This is a genomic window from Lysinibacillus sp. KCTC 33748 (assembly GCF_002237755.1).
Taxonomy (GTDB): Bacteria; Bacillota; Bacilli; order Bacillales_A; family Planococcaceae; genus Lysinibacillus.
The window spans coordinates 30,861-48,197 of the sequence record NZ_MWSJ01000019.1 but is presented as its reverse complement, the minus strand read 5'-3'; the positions used below and the strand labels follow the sequence as shown (position 1 = coordinate 48,197).

Sequence of the window (17,337 nt, the reverse complement as noted above, 5' to 3'; positions counted from 1 at the left end):
TACCAACAATACGCCATTGTCTTTTTTCGTTATCTGCAACTTTCTTTTGTAAATCGTGTTGTGTAACTGCATTGACCACTTTACGTCCATAAAAATGATTACTCACTGCTTACACCAATCTCTCGTTCATGCTCTTTTCCATTTGGGCATCATAAGTACGATTCAGTTCTTCGTCTGACAATTTATCAAGGTATTGCTCTGAATACCATGTCATTAAGTGAAGAATAAAAACTAGTTCACTTCGCATTCTCTTTAGCACTCCCTAGCTTTTTTAATATTTTTTGACGTTCGGCTTCAAAATCAATTTCTTGACCGATTTCTACAGTTGTCTCCTTTGCGTTCTCCTTCTCCTCATTACGATTATTGAACCATTCAGGAACAACCTCAGTACGCCCTTGTCGACGAAAATTAGATGGTGAATTAACATTATTCTCTTTTGCTTTATCAGCTTTGATTTGGCGGATAAGCGTTGTCGCTTTTTCACGTAATTTTTTTGTTGAGAGAATATTCGATTTCCAGAACTGATTCTCTTGTGACCAATCAATTAGATATTCGATCTGTTCAACAGTTCTGTTATCCTGTTCCATCATCAAGCGAATACTATCAGCCCAAGTATTCATGTTTGGTTGTTTAAAACTTGGGTCATCAATCAATATTTTTTGATAGAGTCTATTAGCTAATTGGTAATGCACAGAAGATTCGTCGTAAACTCGTTTGCGACTGTTTCCTTTTCTCTGTGTAGTCTCTGTAGTAGTCTCTGTGTATTCTCTGGTTATTGGTACCGCCATTTTGTCGGGAACGTTCACGTCATTTTGTCGGTTTCCTTCCTGACAATTTGGCGATTTCGATTCCGTCATTTTGTCGGGTTGCATTCCGTCATTTTGTCGGCTTGCATTTTCATGCAGTTTGCAAAGGGTTTCGTACTTAATTCGATACCATTTTGTGCGATCCATTTTGAGTTTGTTATAATTGCCAGCTACAAGAATTTCTAAATCTTCAAGGCTCTGAATTACACGTTCTAGTGTGCGTTTTGACCAAAATGGGAACTCCTCATGCCACTCATCTATAGTTTTGTACACCCATTTATGACCATCACGATTGTTAGTTGAAACACGTAACCAATAATGTACTTGTTGTAAAACGATTGCGTTATTTAATCCGATTTCCGCAGCAAGCGTCGGTAACACTTGCAAAGGTGGTTCATTAATTAATAGATTCATGATGCTTCACCTCCCCAGTTAGAGACAAAGCGTAATGCATCTTGAAGCTCATGTTGCTTCACGTCACGATAAGAGCCCACTTGATAACGTTCTTTGATGGCAGACCATATCGCTCGAAATAGAGCTCTTCTACCATCCTTTTCATCACCTGCCAATTCGTAAACTCGTAGGTTCACTTCTTTTCGCAAACGTAATTGTTCCCCAGAATGCAATGTAACCTCTTGTAATCTTTGTTCCAAAGTTGTCACCCTACTTTCAAGTTGTTGGTAATCTTCTAGGCTAATTGCCAAAGTGTGTTTTTGCTCAATCTGTGGCTTGTCCTCTAACATTGTGTAATAACTATTAATTAGTGCCCGATATGCTTCTTTAGCCTGCTTACTCTTAGAAAATTGAGCATGTAAAAATGCCCCTTTTTCAGTCCAAAGATAAAGAACCGAAACATATTTAAGGGTAGCGTCATTTTGACGTTCGCCTTTAAATGCTTTTAAATCTTCACCTGTTAGAGCAAAGTAATGTACACCTAGTTCAAATTGTTCTTGATTTCGTTGAAAGTTGCGATTGATAGTCTTGCTATCTGTCTTAAACGATTCAGCCAGTTGTGCACTAGTTAAAACGCGTAAATTCCCATGCACAATAATTTCTGGTAGCATGAAATGCCTCCCCTTTCTTGCTGTTTCATTAGATTTTTGTTATAGTATCTGTAATGTAATTTCTTAGCCGCTTACTTGCATGCCAGTGCTTGTAAGCCTTTTTTATGCTTATTTTTAAGGGTAGCGTCATTCTGACGCACGGCTCTGTAAATATATATTGTTCAACAGGTTTCATAGCAAGCCAAGCTTTTACATCAATCCTCAACTGGATCACCTGCCTTTCAGATGCATTCGCATCATCGGACTCACAAACAAACAGCTTATGAATCCTGTGATAAGAACGAATCAAACAACTTTTAACGGTTTTGTGTTCAGCTTATCGATTTCATGAATAACATCCTCCAAGCTACTCACACGCCCTTTTTGTAGGTTATAAGCAATAAGCTTTTCAATATGATCTTCATGATTTTGCCCATTGCTTAAATCTGCAACCGCAACAGCACACTCATGTAAAGATTCCTTTTCTTGATTTAAGTTTTTATATAGTTGTTCCAGAATTCGATTCATAATTAAATCCTCCTCAAGTTGACTTTTTTAGAAAGTTTGTCCATAATAAAGTTACAAAAAATTAATAGTTCTTGAACTGTTCCTCGCCAAAGTTTCAGTTCAATTAGATGCAGGTGCTTATGCGCTTGCATTTTTTGTTTTTTATAATTAAGTCTTTGATTTTATCCATAAAAACCTCCCATGATAAACATTGGTATTGTTTGCAAGAACTGTACAGCTGCATCTGTGCTAAATAATGTAGCAACTACTACATCTTGTGAGTTTGTAATCGCTGCAGCTTTGGCTAAGAATTTTGCTTCAATCACAACCAAATTCTTTTCAATACGACTAATTGTCGATTGAGATGTATGCATCAAATCCGCAAACGCCTCTTGTGATAACTTTGCACTCTCGCGACATTTTTTGATTAATCCACCAATATCAATATTCAATTTGTTCACCACCTTTATGCAAAGGATGCATATTATGCATGCTACGCATAGAAAAATATTAAAAATTCACTAATATATACATATGAGGTTATTGCCCAAACCTCTTTATAAGCCCTTAACCAATACTGAAATCTAAATTCCTAAAACATACCCGCCCGGTGTTTGATTTTTAGATTTCCCAGTTATTCATAATGTTCTCTACAAGTAATTTGGAAGTTGGCTCATATAACCATACCTTCTTCCCATAACGCCCGTTACGACGCTGGTATTGCCTAAAGCGTGGATCTTTTTTAATAATCTCTTGCTCAATGGTTTTTTCACAAAATGGAGTTGCTTGTGCCATTTGTTTTAAGTCCCAAAACAGTATTTTTGGTCGAGCAGCTTCATGTATTAAATTTTCAAGTGTTTGCTCAATAGATTCTTTTGTGATGCCCCCCATTTTTAAAATGGTTTCAAGAATCATACTTTCACTAGGCTGACTGTGTATCATAAAGTTCCTCCTTACTTTTTGCACTCTTAAGAAATTGCTATTTTAGCAATCTTTTCGATAAAAAAATTTTCAGTGTTACATTTAAGTGTATTTGCCAATAAAGGTAATTGCTCTGCTTTGAAAGCATATGTTCCATTTTCATACTTTAAGTATGTAGAAGCATTTTTCATACCCATCTCATCTGCAACCTCTTGAAGCGTTAAGTTTAACTTTTGTCTTCTTTGTTTTACATACTCCAAATTAAATATTTTCAATATATGTCACCGCCTTAGAATTTCTGTTTTAGCAACACCTTATACATAATATACCATTGCTATTTTAGAAATTCAAGCATAAAATTTCTGATTTAGAAATTTATTTATTTCCAAAATGGAAACGTGATATATTAAAGATACGAATTCACTGAAAGTGGTGAAATTATGAATATAGGAAAAAGAATTATCTCGTTACGGGAAAATAAAGGTTGGACTCAACGTGAACTTGCAAATCGTGTTAGCTTGAATGTTAGTGTTATGAATAGAATTGAATTAAATGAGAGACCTGTCAAAGATAGCGAGTTAATTAATTTAGCAAATGTATTAGGCGTAAGTACTGACTACCTTCTTGGGCGTACAGACACTCCTGCACTTACTCACGATGAACAAGATGAGGCTGAGTTTCAAGCTTTTGCAAACAATCCAGAATTAAACGTGTTTTATAAAGAGCTACCTGAATCAGAAGAAGAAGCTGTGAAAAGACTTCGAGATTTTTGGGAAATCATTAAGCACGACTATAAAAAATAGGCAACTATCACTACAGTTGCCTTTTTTTAAAATGATTTCAAACTACTATCCTTTAGTTTTTTTGTGGAAATGTATCAAATTTATACATCAAATAGAAAAAATATCAATTTTCCCTACTTTCCCGCTAGTAGGGTTTTGTTGTACACTTTAAACAGAACATTTGTTCTCACGATTTATGAACGGGGATGTTTGGATGACAACTTACACAGAAGACTTCATTAAAGAAATGTATAAAAAAATAGGAATCGAAAAACCAAAACAATTAGGTTTCCAAAATATTTCCGGAGCTCTAGGAATCAAAGTATATTTTTGGAGAAATTCAAGTCAGGCCCTATTTATCGGGTCTCAAGCATTCATTGCTTTGAATGAGAATTTAACTGTTTCTCAACAATGGCAGGAATTTTGTCATGAACTTTCTCATGTACTTCAACATAACGGACATCAAGGATATCGAGGTAAAATGCCGAGGTCTTGGATAGAGTATCAAGAGAATAAAGCAAATAACTTTATGTATCATGCTTGTATCCCTAGTTTTATGTTAGATACGCTAAAAATCAATGATTATACGTTTTCAACAGTTATCATGATCCAAAGGCTATTTAATGTTGAATATGAATTTGCTTTAAGTAGAGTAACACAATACATAAATAATAGAATGCAGCTTTACTGTTGTTCTTAAAACATATATTTTGCAAGATATTGAAAGGAGTGATGCAAGTAAATCCTACTCAGAGTTCCTGAAACATACCTGCCCGGTTAATTAAAGGACGTGAGTATATGGCTAGACCAAAATTAAAAAAGACACGTAGAAATAATATCTATAGTTACACTGATACAAAAAATAAAAAAAAATATGCTTATCGGTACAAATATTATGATTCGCTAGGTAAACGAAAAGAATTATACAAGCAAGGCTTTGATTCGGACCGTGATGCAGAAGTTGCTTTAGCTAAATTGATTTGTGAGACTGATAGTTTTTTAAAAGTTGTTGAGAATAAAAATATAACTGTTTCACAGTGGATGGATATATGGTTTGAATCGAAAAAAAATGATTGGGCAATCTCTTCAAAGAAATTAGCAAAGCAAAATATTGATTTATATATAAAACCTCTCCTAGGTAGTTACAAATTATCTAATTTAGACTATTTGACATATAAAAAGGAGTTTATCGACGAACTGTTAAAAACCAAAAGTGTTAATACAGTTAAAAGTGCACACAGTAAATTTCTCGATGCTGTAAATCTTGCAGTACGAAATGAAGTTTTACCTAAAAATAGATTTTCATCTATGACAATATCTAAGGAAAATGAAAAAAAGAAAAAAAGTATCAATGAAGAAAACGATTTAAATTTTTTGAATGAAGATGATTTAAAAAAATTGCTACAATTCATAAAAAAAGCAGACGATATGACCAAAACGGCAGTAATTTGGACAATTGCATTTACCGGAATGAGAAAAGGAGAAGCCGCAGCATTACGTTGGAAAGATATTGACTTACAGGAAGGTACAATTAATATCTATGAAACTCGTGACCATTTAGGTCAACGAGAAGCTAAAACAAAAAATAGTATACGTGTTGTAGAGATTGAACAAAATTTATGTTCACTATTAGAATCTTATAGAAAGAAGTCTATTGAAAAAAAATTAGAAAAAGGAGTTTCACATAAAAATACAGATTATGTTTTTATCAACTTAAAGACGCTACATTGTATAGGAACAAATTTTGTTGCCAACATTTTAATCAGTGTTTATAAAAAAAAGGTAATATCCAAATATATTTCGCCGCATGGACTTCGCCATTCTTATGCAACAATCTTGTGTGGACAAGGAGTTCCTATCCCTGTTGTAGCTAAAATAATTGGTGATACTCCAAATACAGTAATGGTATATTACGCACATTCATTAAAAGAAAAAGAAAAAGAGGCTGTTCAAATATTATCAAAAGTTTTGCTCTAAATTTTATTATACTTCTTTAATTTTGTGGTACTTTTTGGGGAACCAAAGCCTAAAAAGTACCCGTAATCCTCTATAATCAAAGGGTTATAGCAAGACTCATGAATATCGACCACATAATTACTGAAAAAAGTAAGATCTTTTTAGCGCCAAATTTATCAGCCAACCAGCCGCCAGGTATTTGCATAATCGCATAACCTAAAAAGAAAGCACTTAAAATAATTCCAGTGGAAGAAGCATCTAAATTTAAATCACCCGTAATCGATACCACTGCATAGTTCATGATGTAACGATCTAGATTTCCTAATGACCATCCTAAAAATAAGAGTGCAAGGATTAAATTTCTGGATTTTTTGGTTACTTCATTCGTTGTCATTACTATCCCTCCCATGTTTAAACTGCGTTGCTGCAATTGATCGTATTAAAGGAAAAAGACATTCAGTTACTTACTCGAATATTGCGACAACTAAAATTCTTATTCTTCCATCTCGATACCTATTGCAACTTTCCTATACTATTTTTTATCTCTCCCTATTAAAATCGGCCCCTATATATAGCGACATTTTCGTTATATATTCGTATAATAATCGACTTTTTATGAATTGACAATATTATTTTGAAAATTTTTAATAAATAATCGCACAAAAAAAGGTGTCTAACATACGTCATAGAAACTTGGAAACTGTTGATTTGTCTACACTTTTTAAACATTCATCAAAAGCAAATAATAACTAAAAAAATTCTGTATTTTCTATTTCGCAAATTTCCGCCAAACAAAAAATGCCCTTAAACCATTCATTGGTTTAGGACATTTTATACGCTTGACCTACATCACAAGCCGGTATATTTTTATTGGTCTACCACGTGTATGCTGTAATTCTTCTCCACAAATTTCCGCTAAACCTACACTACATAAATCTGCCACAATGCGCTGTGCATTTCGTTCACTCATTTGAAGCTGTGCGGCTAAATCCTTTGTCGTAAAATGCTTCCAACTCATTTTTTGAACTAGCGCTTGTATTCTTGTATAGTTTTTAATACTAACATTGCCTTTTTTTAATTTTTCAAGGATAGTAGGATCATCAGCTCGATAGGAATATGATAGCTCCTCGCTATTTCCGACAGATTCAATCATTGTACCATCATCTTGAATCATGACAATATCAATCGATTCATGTTCTTTCGTTTGACGTAAAGCTCTATGCGCATTTACTTCGGCATTAAATACCGTTTGCGCAAAGCCTATTCCTGCTGTAACCTTTGCCTCCATTTCAATGGACAGCTGGTACATCTTTTCCTTGATGAATTGAATCTGCCCTTCGATTGCTCCCCTCGTACTGAAAATAGTATATCTCCCATTCCCTTCCTCGATTAAGGAACCATCAATCTGTTCGCATAATTGCAGTAAGTTTTCCTTCATGCGCAATTCTAAATATTGAATACGATATCCTTGTTTCATTCTTTCCTTCAATGAATCGAATTCTTTTATTTCGAGCATGACAGCACCTATTTGCGTTTCTTTATAATACGACGTTTTAATTTTTTCGGTAAATAGCTGAACGGTATGGTAAATTTCTGTTTTTGTAGGGGATACCCAATAGGAGGGAACTCCCTTCTTTTTCAGCTCTTCATCGACAGACGGGTAACATGTGATCGCAAAATCGATTTTCCCCTTCAGCCATAGGTCATAATGGAAATCAAATAATTCTTTCGGATCAATGGCCACATCAAATTCCTTTACATACATGTCCCTTACATTTTTCTCGATCTCTGCTACCCCTTCTAACAACATTTGTGCAGGTGATGAAACAATATCAATACTGACATTCTCAATAACTTTCCCTACTTTATAGGATTGCTCAAAAAAGCCTTTGTAAATAGCCGCCTCAGAAAAGATGATATGTGCCAGCTTATCCTGTGAAACACTTGTCTGGCTAGCAATTTTATAAGGTATGTATCCCGAAAATAGCCAAAAATCAACATCTTGATTGTAGGTTTCCACAAGATGTTGCGTTTCTGTAGCAATCGAATAAATATATGGGATAAACTCCATATCCTCTTCGATTTCATGTGCTAATTCGATAATTTTTTTTACGGATTTTATTGGGCCAACAACACCTATTTTATACATCTTTAGTACCTACCTTCTATGTCAAACTACTTTCGTTATGACAAACAATTCTTAATTATTATACAGATTAACTATAAATAGTATATCGAAGAATTGATATTCTACACAAATAAATAAGATAAATTTAACCAGTGGACTTTATATCAATGAATTAAGTGTGTCAAATTAAGCGGGTTGCTTTTGTGGGGCGTTGGGCGGCAGATGGTTTTTTGCGCGAAAGCGTAGCGGCAGTGGCAGATGGTTTTTGCCCGAAGCGTAGCGGTAGCAAACATTTTTACGTTTCGTCATCCAACTTTTAATTTTATCGGAATACTTTCATATTTTATCTCCCAACTTTTGAATTTTATCGATAAACTTTCACGTTTTATCGCCCAACTTTTGATTTTTATCGATAAACTTTCACGTTTTATCGCCTAACTTTTGATTTTTATCGATAAACTTTTATGCTTTATCACCTAACTAAGCCAATCGCGCATACTAAAACCCCGAATAATTTCGTTATTCGGGGTTTAGGCTTAAACAGTTTTATAAATCGTTTACATACATTTTATTATATAAAATTTCTAATTTTTTCGAGAGCTTACCGTACGCAGTTTGCCAAGCTTTACGAGCTGCTGCATTATCGTCTGTCGAAGGTACGTAAAGCGCATGTACATCAGCTACCTTTTTCAAGTCACTCTCGGCCTGTGTTAGTTTAGAATAATTTTTCACGACACTCTTTTCTGAAGAACTAAGGGCATCATATGCTGTACGAATTTCTTTTACTTTCGTTTCCAAGTCATCAATATATTCACCATTTACGAGCAGTGAATTAATTGATTCAACTAATTTCAAAGCACTTTCATTAGACTGTTGTTGACCTTTATCCTTATCGATAATGGATTGTCGTATTTCTGGACTAACTAAACTCATTTGTTTTGAAGTTAGCTTATTAAAAGCTTTAATAACAGTTGTTGGATTACTAGTAAATGATTTTTCATACGTCTTCATAAATGACTCTACTTTTTTCACATCGGAAACCGCTGTTGTTAAGATCGACGCATTCGTAATACGTTTTTTATCACTAGAGCTCAGCTTTTTATATTCAATTGAAAGCTCATTAATCTTTTCTATTGAAACTGTATACGTCTCATTATCATTTGAGACAATTTTTGCAATCTCATTATTTAATGTTGTGACATCTGGTGCGTCTTCTAGACGATTATTGAGCAAATCTTCATATTGCTGTTTGGCTAAATGCTGTTGATTTGCTGGTAGCTTAGCATATGCAGTTTGTACGGTTTGAATTTTTTTCGCTTGTTTCGCAGCATCTGTTTCTTGTCGTGCTGCTTGCACTTTTTTATGGAATGACTTAACACCAGAAAGATCTTTACTGGCGGCTGTTAATAAATAATAGTTTGTAACATACTTTCGTCCACCCGAAGATAGGTTTTTATATTTTGTTGTTGCTGCATTTACAGCACTTTCGAATTGTGCAAATGTATATTTCGTTACATTAGCAAGCTTCTCAACTTCGGCTTTTAAAGCCAATGCAGCCGCTTTATCAGCAGGTTCCTTACCATTTACGTTAACTGTAATTGTTGGCGTATTTAATAAAAAATCGTTTGCATTATAAACAAGTGACTGTTGTAAACTAGTTAACTTATTATAAGCTTTCAATACATTTGTGTAGTTCGTTTTTAACTTACTCTCAGCTACCCCCGGTGTTTCTGAAAGCTTTTGGTAAGCGTCCATGTCTTTAATAATTTTTTCAGCTGCTTTAAAATCCTTTTGTAAAGTTATCAAGCTATCATACCCGACAATTTTAGCCGCTGAATTTTTCGTTAAACCTTTATACTCATTAATAATACGGTTTACATTATTGACATGTCCTTGCCAAGAATCTTTTGATGGATCTATTGGGTAACTGTCATCCACATCGCCTACATAACTGTCAATCTCTCTATTTAAGTTGTCTATTTGATTGTTTTCTGCGTTTTCAGCTTGAAGTAATGTATGCTTATATTCCGTTGGTACTAGTTGTAGCTGTTTATAAGTTAGTTTTTCATAAGCCGTACGTATTGATTTTGCTGTAGTCACCTGTTTGCTAGGTGACTCTTTAGGTGACAGCTTATCGAAAAGTTTAATAAATTGTTCGACCTTTTTGATATCCGATTTAGCATCACTTAAAATCACTTGATTTTGAACAGTTGCTCGGTAATTTTGAGATAATTTTGCTATATCCTTTTCTATTGTTTCTACTGCTGATTTTAAAGATTCGATGCTAGTAGGTACATACGTAACAAAAGAACTTTTATAGTCTAATAATGCAACAATTGCCTGATTTAGTCTTCTAACTTCTTTAAATTCTTCGATATCTGTAGGATCTTTCAAAATGTTTTTAATGCTATTGTATAAGGCATCGTTTAGATCTAAGCTGCGTTGTAATAAATCCAACTTGTCATAGGCCTCATCGATTTCTTTTAAATACTTCGGTAGGTCTTTTTCATTAATCTCTTTTACCTTATCTACTTTCTCATTTAACTTGCTTATTACATCTACATCTACAGCAGCTCTCTTTAATACATCATAATTTTTCACATTCGCCTTTGCTGCAGCCGATAGTGCCTCATATTTACTTTCTAATTCCGTTACTTTAGCCTTAAAAGATTCTAAACTTGTTACATTATATGTGTTGTCATTTACTAATAAAGTTTTAATTTCTTCAATCATTGAATCGGATGGTTCATTAGATATTGTTATCACATCAGACTCGGCAGATTCTACCAAAGAAGTGCCTACCTTTGCCTGGACTTTGACCATTATATCTGTAATGCCATCTGTTAAAGCATTATTAGGAATTCTGTATGTGTCTTTAGTAGCTCCATCAATTATTGTGAAGGATTCACCAACTTTATAAAACCATTGATAGCTATATGTAATTTGATTGCTTTGTAACTTTGCCCCAGCATCATCGGTTACAATTGCTCCTCCTACTTGTACCGATTCACCAGGTACTGCATATTTTGAACTACTTTCAATTCTAGGTTTAGTTATTGAAAGTTTTAGTTCATTAATCGAACGGGGTTCACTCTTATACTTATTGCCTTCTGTTGTAGTCGCTTCCACGAAAACTGCTTTGCCTGCTGCTTCTACTGGTACTGTAAATGACGCTGTTGTGGCACCAGAGATTGGTTTATTCGTTGAATCATTAGAGCCACCTACATAGTACCATTGATAACCTTTAACAATTGAACTTGCTGGTAAGTTTTCGATAGAAGCTTTTAACGTTTCATTTACTGTATTTTTCCCTGTAACTGTAACTGTATCGGTTCCCGCCGCTCCTGCAACTGTTGGTACAAATAGAGCCGCTGGAATAGCTGCTGCTGTAAAAAGTAATTTTTTATTCAAATTTCCATACCTCCTCTATCATCTATTGAATTATATCGGCTACATTTTTAATAATTCTCTTCATTTTATAGATTAATTCTAAAAAGTGTATTTCCTCCTATTCCAATACAGAAAATAATACTATTTTGATTTCACATTGATTTTCACACTATTTATTTCACTCTCTATATACTGAAGAATCTATTGCCGCTTCATCAACTGAATCATCGTCGTTTATCTCCTTATTAAATATCAGAATCATTTTTTTCATTTAAACAGATTTCTATAAATTCAAAAAGACCCTTTGCCTCAATTGTTCGATTTCCCCAATCATGCCAAAAATACAAGACCTGACCCACTACTCCTTCTTTTGTTGGATCTGTATCAAGACAAAGATAATCACCTCCACCATTTTCAGCAATCGGAATCCATTTTTTATTCCAAAGCGTTGGTTTAACCTCAACACCATACTCTATATCTGGAAACAAATCATCTGGATCAATCTCCTCCTGTAGAAACTCCCAATTATCAATAATTTCAGAAATAGGAGAAAGTGTTAAATTTCTAGCAAAGGGCAGTACTCCTTGCGACCAATCTTGCCCATTAAATATACTATAAAAACTTTTCATCTCTTCAGTGAGAGTAATACCTAATGTAGTTTCGATTAGTTGAAATTCTTCAGCTGTTGCACCAGGCTGAAGGTTTAATGCTTCTCTACCATTCATTTCTAACTTCGAATTTTTTTCAATGATACGATTCCATAGAATTTCGGCTTCACTTTTCAAATTTTATCCCTCTCATTTTAATAATCTCGTTGTAGTTTTCTTGCCTGATGAGTTGCTAAATCAGCATATCTTGTGGGGATTGGTAAACGGCTATCTTTTTCAATAAAATGCATCGTCATATTAATTGCCGTATCTAAATCAATCTCGTTACCACATGAAACAAATATCGGTTTAACATCCTTTCTACTTCTTAGAGCACGACCATACACTACCCCAGCAATCACAATATCAGTAAACGCTCCAGCTATATTTTTCGGCATTATAAAATCTGTGTTCTCTATTTTATAATAAGTTTTGGCAACACCAATTGTCGGTTTTTCCAAGAAGAATGAGGCATGGGTAGCAATGCCCATATGACGATTATGCAAATACCCATTTCCATCAAACATATAAAGGTCTGGATTCGTTCTCAATTTTTTAACAGCCTCTAATACAAGAGGCAATTCACGAAAGGCTAAAAAACCAGAAGTATATGGTATTGTAATTTCATTTATGTACTCAATTTGTTCAACTATCTTTTTGGAATTAAAATCAATAACTTGGATGCAACAAGCTCCATATTCATTATTAATTCACCCCAATAGGCAATATCTACTCCTGCAACGAGTTTAATTTGATTAGCTGAAAAATTGTTTTGTAGTGAAATACGCTTCCTTAATTCATTTTGTTGCGATGTATAATTCAAGATCATATCTTCCATTTCCATGAAGATATCATCTCCTCTCTATATGAATATACTATCACGACATACAAATAATGGGGTATTTGTTAATGGAAATGTTGCACCTCAAAGCAAAAGCCTCCAATCTATACACGTACTGTGAATTTTGCACATTACGAAAAGATTAGGAGGTATGAAAATAGCTCATGTCTTTTTTCTATGAGTAAGTTGGCCTTCTATGATACGCATCGAAGTCATAAGAACCGCAAAAAACTACGTGAAATACGCAAACCAAGCAGGACTTTACAATGATGTCGAAAAGTATCTTCGTGTTCACGCTAAGCGTATTTAATGCATAAATTCAATGAGGCATCTCAACTAATGAGTTGGGATGCCTCATTCTAAGTTTCAAAATATAATATTGATGCTCTATCTATTGTTTATAAAGCATATAAGTTTTTTCAAAACAATCGACGTATTGCACACGCTCTATTTCGCCTGATAATGAATAAGTAAATATCAATCGTTCATAAATCATCTCGGTTAAAAAAGCCGTTTTCGTAGCGTCATGACTAAATGGTATAAGTTTAAATTTATATAAATCTCCATACATCTTGGGGACTGTTAGATAAAGTTCTTTATTTTTAATAGTAATGGTAAGTACTTTGTCTTCATTTTCTATTACATATTGCCCAACGATTGATTCTTTCTTTATGAATGCTATCGGAACTGCAGGTGCTGGTGAAGATACATTTTTATCAAAAACAATTTTTGCAATCTCTCTACTTAAATGCATGACAGGTGTAACATTCATATTACTTAAAAAGATAATCGTAACTTGATCATCAACAAATCTAAGGAAATCACTCGAAAAACCGCTAATATCTCCAAAATGATGCACACATTTTTTCCCCATTATTTCAGAAACCATCCAGCCACAAGCATAAGACTCAATATTTGGAGTCAACATTTTCTCTGTTAATTCCTTGCGAAGAAATTTGGAGGATTTTAATGCCTGATCCCAAATAAATAGGTCCTCTGTAGTTGAATATAAACCATAGGAGCCTAATGGAAATGACATATCCGCATACGCTGTATGAATTGGTTCTTCCCAAAATGAATAGCCAGATGCTAAACCCGGAACAACCTTTATTCCATCATCACAGCCTGTATGATACATACCTAATGGATGACATATATGCTGCTGTATGTAATTTGCATAAGGCATATCTGAAACTTTTTCAATAATGGCCGTTAACAAAGCATACGCTGAATTTGAATAGCCAAAATTACTACCAGGTTCAAACTCTAAATCCTTTTCTTTAAAGGAATCAATTAGCTGATTTAATGTGGATGGCAGTCTCATTGTACGAAACCAAAAATCAGGGGCATTTGTGTAATTAGGTACTCCGGAACTATTAGTTAAACAATGATAGATTGTTATTTGTTGCCATTCGGATAATCAAGTAGAAATTTTCCTACGTAATCATCCATATACAATTTTTGCTTTTCATGCAATTGAAATATAGCCAACGCTGTAAATGCTTTCGTAAGTGACCCAATACGAAATTTAGTTGTTGGCACATTCGGAACGCTATGCTCCCAATTCGCCATACCAAAACCTCTGTTTAAAAGAATATTCTCATTGGATGCAATTAATAAAGTACCATTCAAATAACCGTTTCGATTATAAGAATCTATCCAATTATTTAACCGTTCCTCTAAAAGCATGTGAGTTTCTCCTTACTAGAATAATTAATCTTTCTTTATATTGATGGATTTTCCTTACCTGATTAGTTACTAAATCCGCATATCTTGTATAGATTAGTAAACGGCTATCTTTTCAAATCAATTTCATTTGTTGTGATGTATACCTTAGGATCATTTCTTCTATATCCGTGAAGATATTAAATCCTCTCTATATAAATATACTTCAAAGCAAAACCTCCTAATCCATATTCATACTGTGAATTTTACACATTACGAAAAGATTAGGAGGTACGAAAATAGCTCATGTCTTTCTTTCTATTCATATATTATCCTCTACTAGGAATTGGTCTTCTATTATAAGTATCGTAGTCATAAGAATGGGTATGATCCGCTTCAATTACTTTAATTCGAATGGACATTCCCTCTCCTACATTGGTGTTGATAGAAAACTGACCATTAAAGGCCTGTACCCTATCTTGCATTCCCCGGATGCCCATTGAATCAGCAATTATGATTTCCTCCATTTTACATCCTACACCATCATCAGCATAAATAATTTCAAAGCCCTGTTCTGTTTCTAATAGATGAATTTCGACAGTGTTGGCATACGAATGTTTTAAAGCATTATTTAACAACTCTTGGAAAAGCCGATAAATCATCAAGTTTAAACGCTCATCCTCTAAATATAGACGATCAATTGTATAAATTAAAACAAAATCAGAACGTTTATGAACTTTTTGAATAAGCTTCTCAAGCGCAGCATTTAAGCCTAATGTATCTAATAATGGCGGCTTCAAATTTTCACAGTAGCCTCTTAAATCATTTAAAGATGTAATCATGTGTTCATGGATCTTACCAAGACCCGATTGAATATCCGTCTTTTTCTTCGCGTGGATAAATACATCCATCTCCCTAGCAATATGGAGTTGCTCTTGTAAAACCGTATCATGAAGCTCTTGTGCTAATTGATATTTTTCTTGTTCAAATCGTAGCCAAAGTAACTTATTAAGCCACGGTAACTGACTTTTATCAGCCTCTTTCATATGCTTTAACTGCTCTAATAGATCTTCCACCATTTTCGTATTTTCAATAAAATTATTTACATATAAAAGCAATAATTCAAGCCATAATAATTCCTCATCCTTTAGATGAATAGATTTATTGTGGTCTACGACTAGTATTCTTTTATAATTCATATCTTGGTGGATAAAAGCAATATAAAAATGCTCTGTCTTCTTTATATCTCCCAAGCGGAGTTGCTCAAGCTCTATTTCGTTCATTTGATTTTGAGTATATTCTTTGGATGTCCTTGTGGAAGTAATTTGATGTGTTTGCAAATCGTAGGTTAATATGTAAACATGTTTAATCTCAAGGTGTACCGTGATTTCTCGAACAAATTTCTCAAGTAAGTCTTCAATTTTTACGACCCTTCCGATACTATCAACTGTCGTATACAATCGATGGATATAATCCCCTTTTGTTGAAAAAAGAATTTTTCGCTTATGATAATCTATTTTCTCTTTAATGTAGAAAAGTGCTATTAAAGAAAAGAATGTAAAAAAGAAAATTTCCGTCATTCTTGACATAGACAAATCAGTAAGCCAATAAAGACCCATTAACAGCCAACTAGTAAAAACAAATGAAAAATTAAAGTAATGGCGTAAACGGGTAATAAAGTACTCCATATCAAAAATACGTTCAGTGAGCTGTGTGCAAATAAAACTATAAGGTATTAACATTAGAAATAAAGAACTAATATCCGCAGAGAGCACTTGTTTATTGAAGATTATTTCTGGCAACGCATATAGCAACAAAAACGGTAGAAACGGGATGATGATACTACTTAAAAATATTTTTAATTGTGGTGTTTTAAATTTCAAGTAACTTATTCCCAATATACCTAGAATTACAGTTAGCAAAATAAAAAATATCCAAAGGGTTAGACTAGAGAATATAGGATTGATGAAAGGATATAAAACACTGTAAATGCTTGAAAAAAAAGCAATTAAAGGCAGTAAATAAAATACTTTAATATTGTCAATAAAAATCCATTTTAAATTCATAAATAAAAAGTATTTCCTAAGAAAATGAATTAATAAGACTAAGCAAAGTATCATACTACTACGATTTATCACAATACCAATATTATCCATTTTACCCGACGCGCCTATACTAACATATGCTAATGAAACTGTAAGTATAAAAAATATTAGTATATTCACTAAAGGGTTATTCTTTTGTTTAAAATACAAAAATAAAGAAATTAGAAGAGTAAGAAAAAAATAAAAAGTTGGTGCTATTAGTACATAATAAAATTGTTGGGGAATATCTAGTGGTTTTATGTGTATATGGATTAAACTACTATTAGATTTCTTTATCGTTAAATCATTGGCTGCTCGTAATACGAAATCATATTTGATATTAGAAATATTATTAATCTCTGTTCCATCTACATTTATAATAATATCTCCGGGTTCTATTTGTTGTTCAGTAGCCCAATCTTTGTAATATGAATCTACCACTAACCATTCTCCATTTTCTTCCTTAAGCTCGATATTTATAAAAGGCTTGCTATAAGTTACATATAATAAGTAAAAACCCATTATTAAATAAATACCTATAGCAAGCCAAAACCACATACTTTTAAT

16 protein-coding genes and 2 pseudogenes are annotated in these 17,337 nt (G+C 33.6%); 3 read left to right on the top strand and 15 right to left on the bottom strand.

What is annotated here, in order from left to right; all coding sequences use genetic code 11:
* Nucleotides 1–109: 109 nt before the first annotated feature.
* The 7 genes from B1B04_RS25750 to B1B04_RS18795 form a co-directional block, all read right to left on the bottom strand.
* The gene (locus B1B04_RS25750) at nt 110–247 is read right to left on the bottom strand and encodes a hypothetical protein (protein WP_170939018.1); all 138 of its coding nucleotides are present in this window, start codon (nt 245–247) and stop codon (nt 110–112) included.
* Nucleotides 237–1,220: a hypothetical protein gene (locus tag B1B04_RS18820; protein WP_079562931.1), complete on the bottom strand. Its 984-nt coding sequence runs from the start codon at nt 1,218–1,220 to the stop codon at nt 237–239. The genes B1B04_RS25750 and B1B04_RS18820 overlap by 11 nt, the downstream gene beginning before the upstream one ends.
* Nucleotides 1,217–1,870 carry an ORF6N domain-containing protein gene (locus B1B04_RS18815; RefSeq protein ID WP_079562930.1) on the bottom strand — a complete coding sequence of 218 codons (654 nt, stop codon included), beginning with the start codon at nt 1,868–1,870 and terminating at the stop codon, nt 1,217–1,219. Before B1B04_RS18815 ends, B1B04_RS18820 begins: the two co-directional genes overlap by 4 nt.
* 285 nt (nt 1,871–2,155) lie before the next feature.
* Nucleotides 2,156–2,377, bottom strand: a complete 222-nt coding sequence (locus tag B1B04_RS18810; RefSeq protein ID WP_079562929.1) for a hypothetical protein — start codon at nt 2,375–2,377, stop codon at nt 2,156–2,158.
* 161 nt (nt 2,378–2,538) lie between these two features.
* A complete protein-coding gene (locus B1B04_RS18805; protein ID WP_170939017.1) occupies nt 2,539–2,808 on the bottom strand; it encodes a helix-turn-helix domain-containing protein in 270 nt (89 codons plus the stop codon).
* A gap of 169 nt (nt 2,809–2,977) precedes the next feature.
* On the bottom strand, nt 2,978–3,298 hold the full coding sequence (locus B1B04_RS18800; protein ID WP_079562927.1) for a hypothetical protein: 321 nt from the start codon (nt 3,296–3,298) through the stop codon (nt 2,978–2,980).
* Nucleotides 3,299–3,324: 26 nt separating this feature from the next.
* On the bottom strand, nt 3,325–3,552 hold the full coding sequence (locus tag B1B04_RS18795; RefSeq protein ID WP_079562926.1) for a helix-turn-helix domain-containing protein: 228 nt from the start codon (nt 3,550–3,552) through the stop codon (nt 3,325–3,327).
* 165 nt (nt 3,553–3,717) lie between these two features.
* Here B1B04_RS18795 and B1B04_RS26255 point away from each other — a divergent pair, with 165 nt between their 5' ends.
* The 3 genes from B1B04_RS26255 (at nt 3,718) to B1B04_RS18775 (ending at nt 6,036) form a co-directional block, all read left to right on the top strand.
* Complete coding sequence (locus tag B1B04_RS26255) at nt 3,718–4,080, top strand: helix-turn-helix domain-containing protein (RefSeq protein WP_079562925.1); 363 nt, start codon at nt 3,718–3,720, stop codon at nt 4,078–4,080.
* A gap of 193 nt (nt 4,081–4,273) precedes the next feature.
* Nucleotides 4,274–4,759: an ImmA/IrrE family metallo-endopeptidase gene (locus tag B1B04_RS18780; protein ID WP_240518343.1), complete on the top strand. Its 486-nt coding sequence runs from the start codon at nt 4,274–4,276 to the stop codon at nt 4,757–4,759.
* Nucleotides 4,760–4,857: 98 nt separating this feature from the next.
* The gene (locus B1B04_RS18775) at nt 4,858–6,036 is read left to right on the top strand and encodes a tyrosine-type recombinase/integrase (RefSeq protein WP_079562924.1); all 1,179 of its coding nucleotides are present in this window, start codon (nt 4,858–4,860) and stop codon (nt 6,034–6,036) included.
* 91 nt (nt 6,037–6,127) lie between these two features.
* Here B1B04_RS18775 and B1B04_RS18770 read toward each other — a convergent pair.
* From B1B04_RS18770 to B1B04_RS18740, 8 genes and pseudogenes are all read right to left on the bottom strand, one after another.
* Nucleotides 6,128–6,409: pseudogene (locus B1B04_RS18770) on the bottom strand (MFS transporter); the annotation flags it as partial.
* 450 nt (nt 6,410–6,859) lie between these two features.
* On the bottom strand, nt 6,860–8,164 hold the full coding sequence (locus tag B1B04_RS18765) for a hypothetical protein (protein ID WP_079562922.1): 1,305 nt from the start codon (nt 8,162–8,164) through the stop codon (nt 6,860–6,862).
* 525 nt (nt 8,165–8,689) lie between these two features.
* Nucleotides 8,690–11,554 (bottom strand): hypothetical protein, encoded by a 2,865-nt coding sequence (locus B1B04_RS18760; RefSeq protein WP_079562921.1) that lies wholly within the window; start codon nt 11,552–11,554, stop codon nt 8,690–8,692.
* A 224-nt stretch (nt 11,555–11,778) separates the two neighbouring features.
* Nucleotides 11,779–12,258 (bottom strand): SMI1/KNR4 family protein, encoded by a 480-nt coding sequence (locus tag B1B04_RS18755; RefSeq protein WP_427484167.1) that lies wholly within the window; start codon nt 12,256–12,258, stop codon nt 11,779–11,781.
* Nucleotides 12,259–12,335: 77 nt separating this feature from the next.
* Nucleotides 12,336–13,024 (bottom strand): annotated as a pseudogene (locus B1B04_RS18750) (endonuclease V).
* 388 nt (nt 13,025–13,412) lie between these two features.
* Nucleotides 13,413–14,417, bottom strand: coding sequence for a serine hydrolase domain-containing protein (locus tag B1B04_RS18745; RefSeq protein WP_254864987.1), 1,005 nt, complete (start codon nt 14,415–14,417; stop codon nt 13,413–13,415).
* Nucleotides 14,418–14,419: 2 nt separating this feature from the next.
* A complete protein-coding gene (locus B1B04_RS26490; RefSeq protein WP_254864986.1) occupies nt 14,420–14,710 on the bottom strand; it encodes a serine hydrolase in 291 nt (96 codons plus the stop codon).
* Nucleotides 14,711–15,015: 305 nt separating this feature from the next.
* The gene (locus B1B04_RS18740) at nt 15,016–17,211 is read right to left on the bottom strand and encodes an ATP-binding protein (RefSeq protein WP_346427000.1); all 2,196 of its coding nucleotides are present in this window, start codon (nt 17,209–17,211) and stop codon (nt 15,016–15,018) included.
* Between the last annotated feature and the right edge of the window lie 126 nt (nt 17,212–17,337).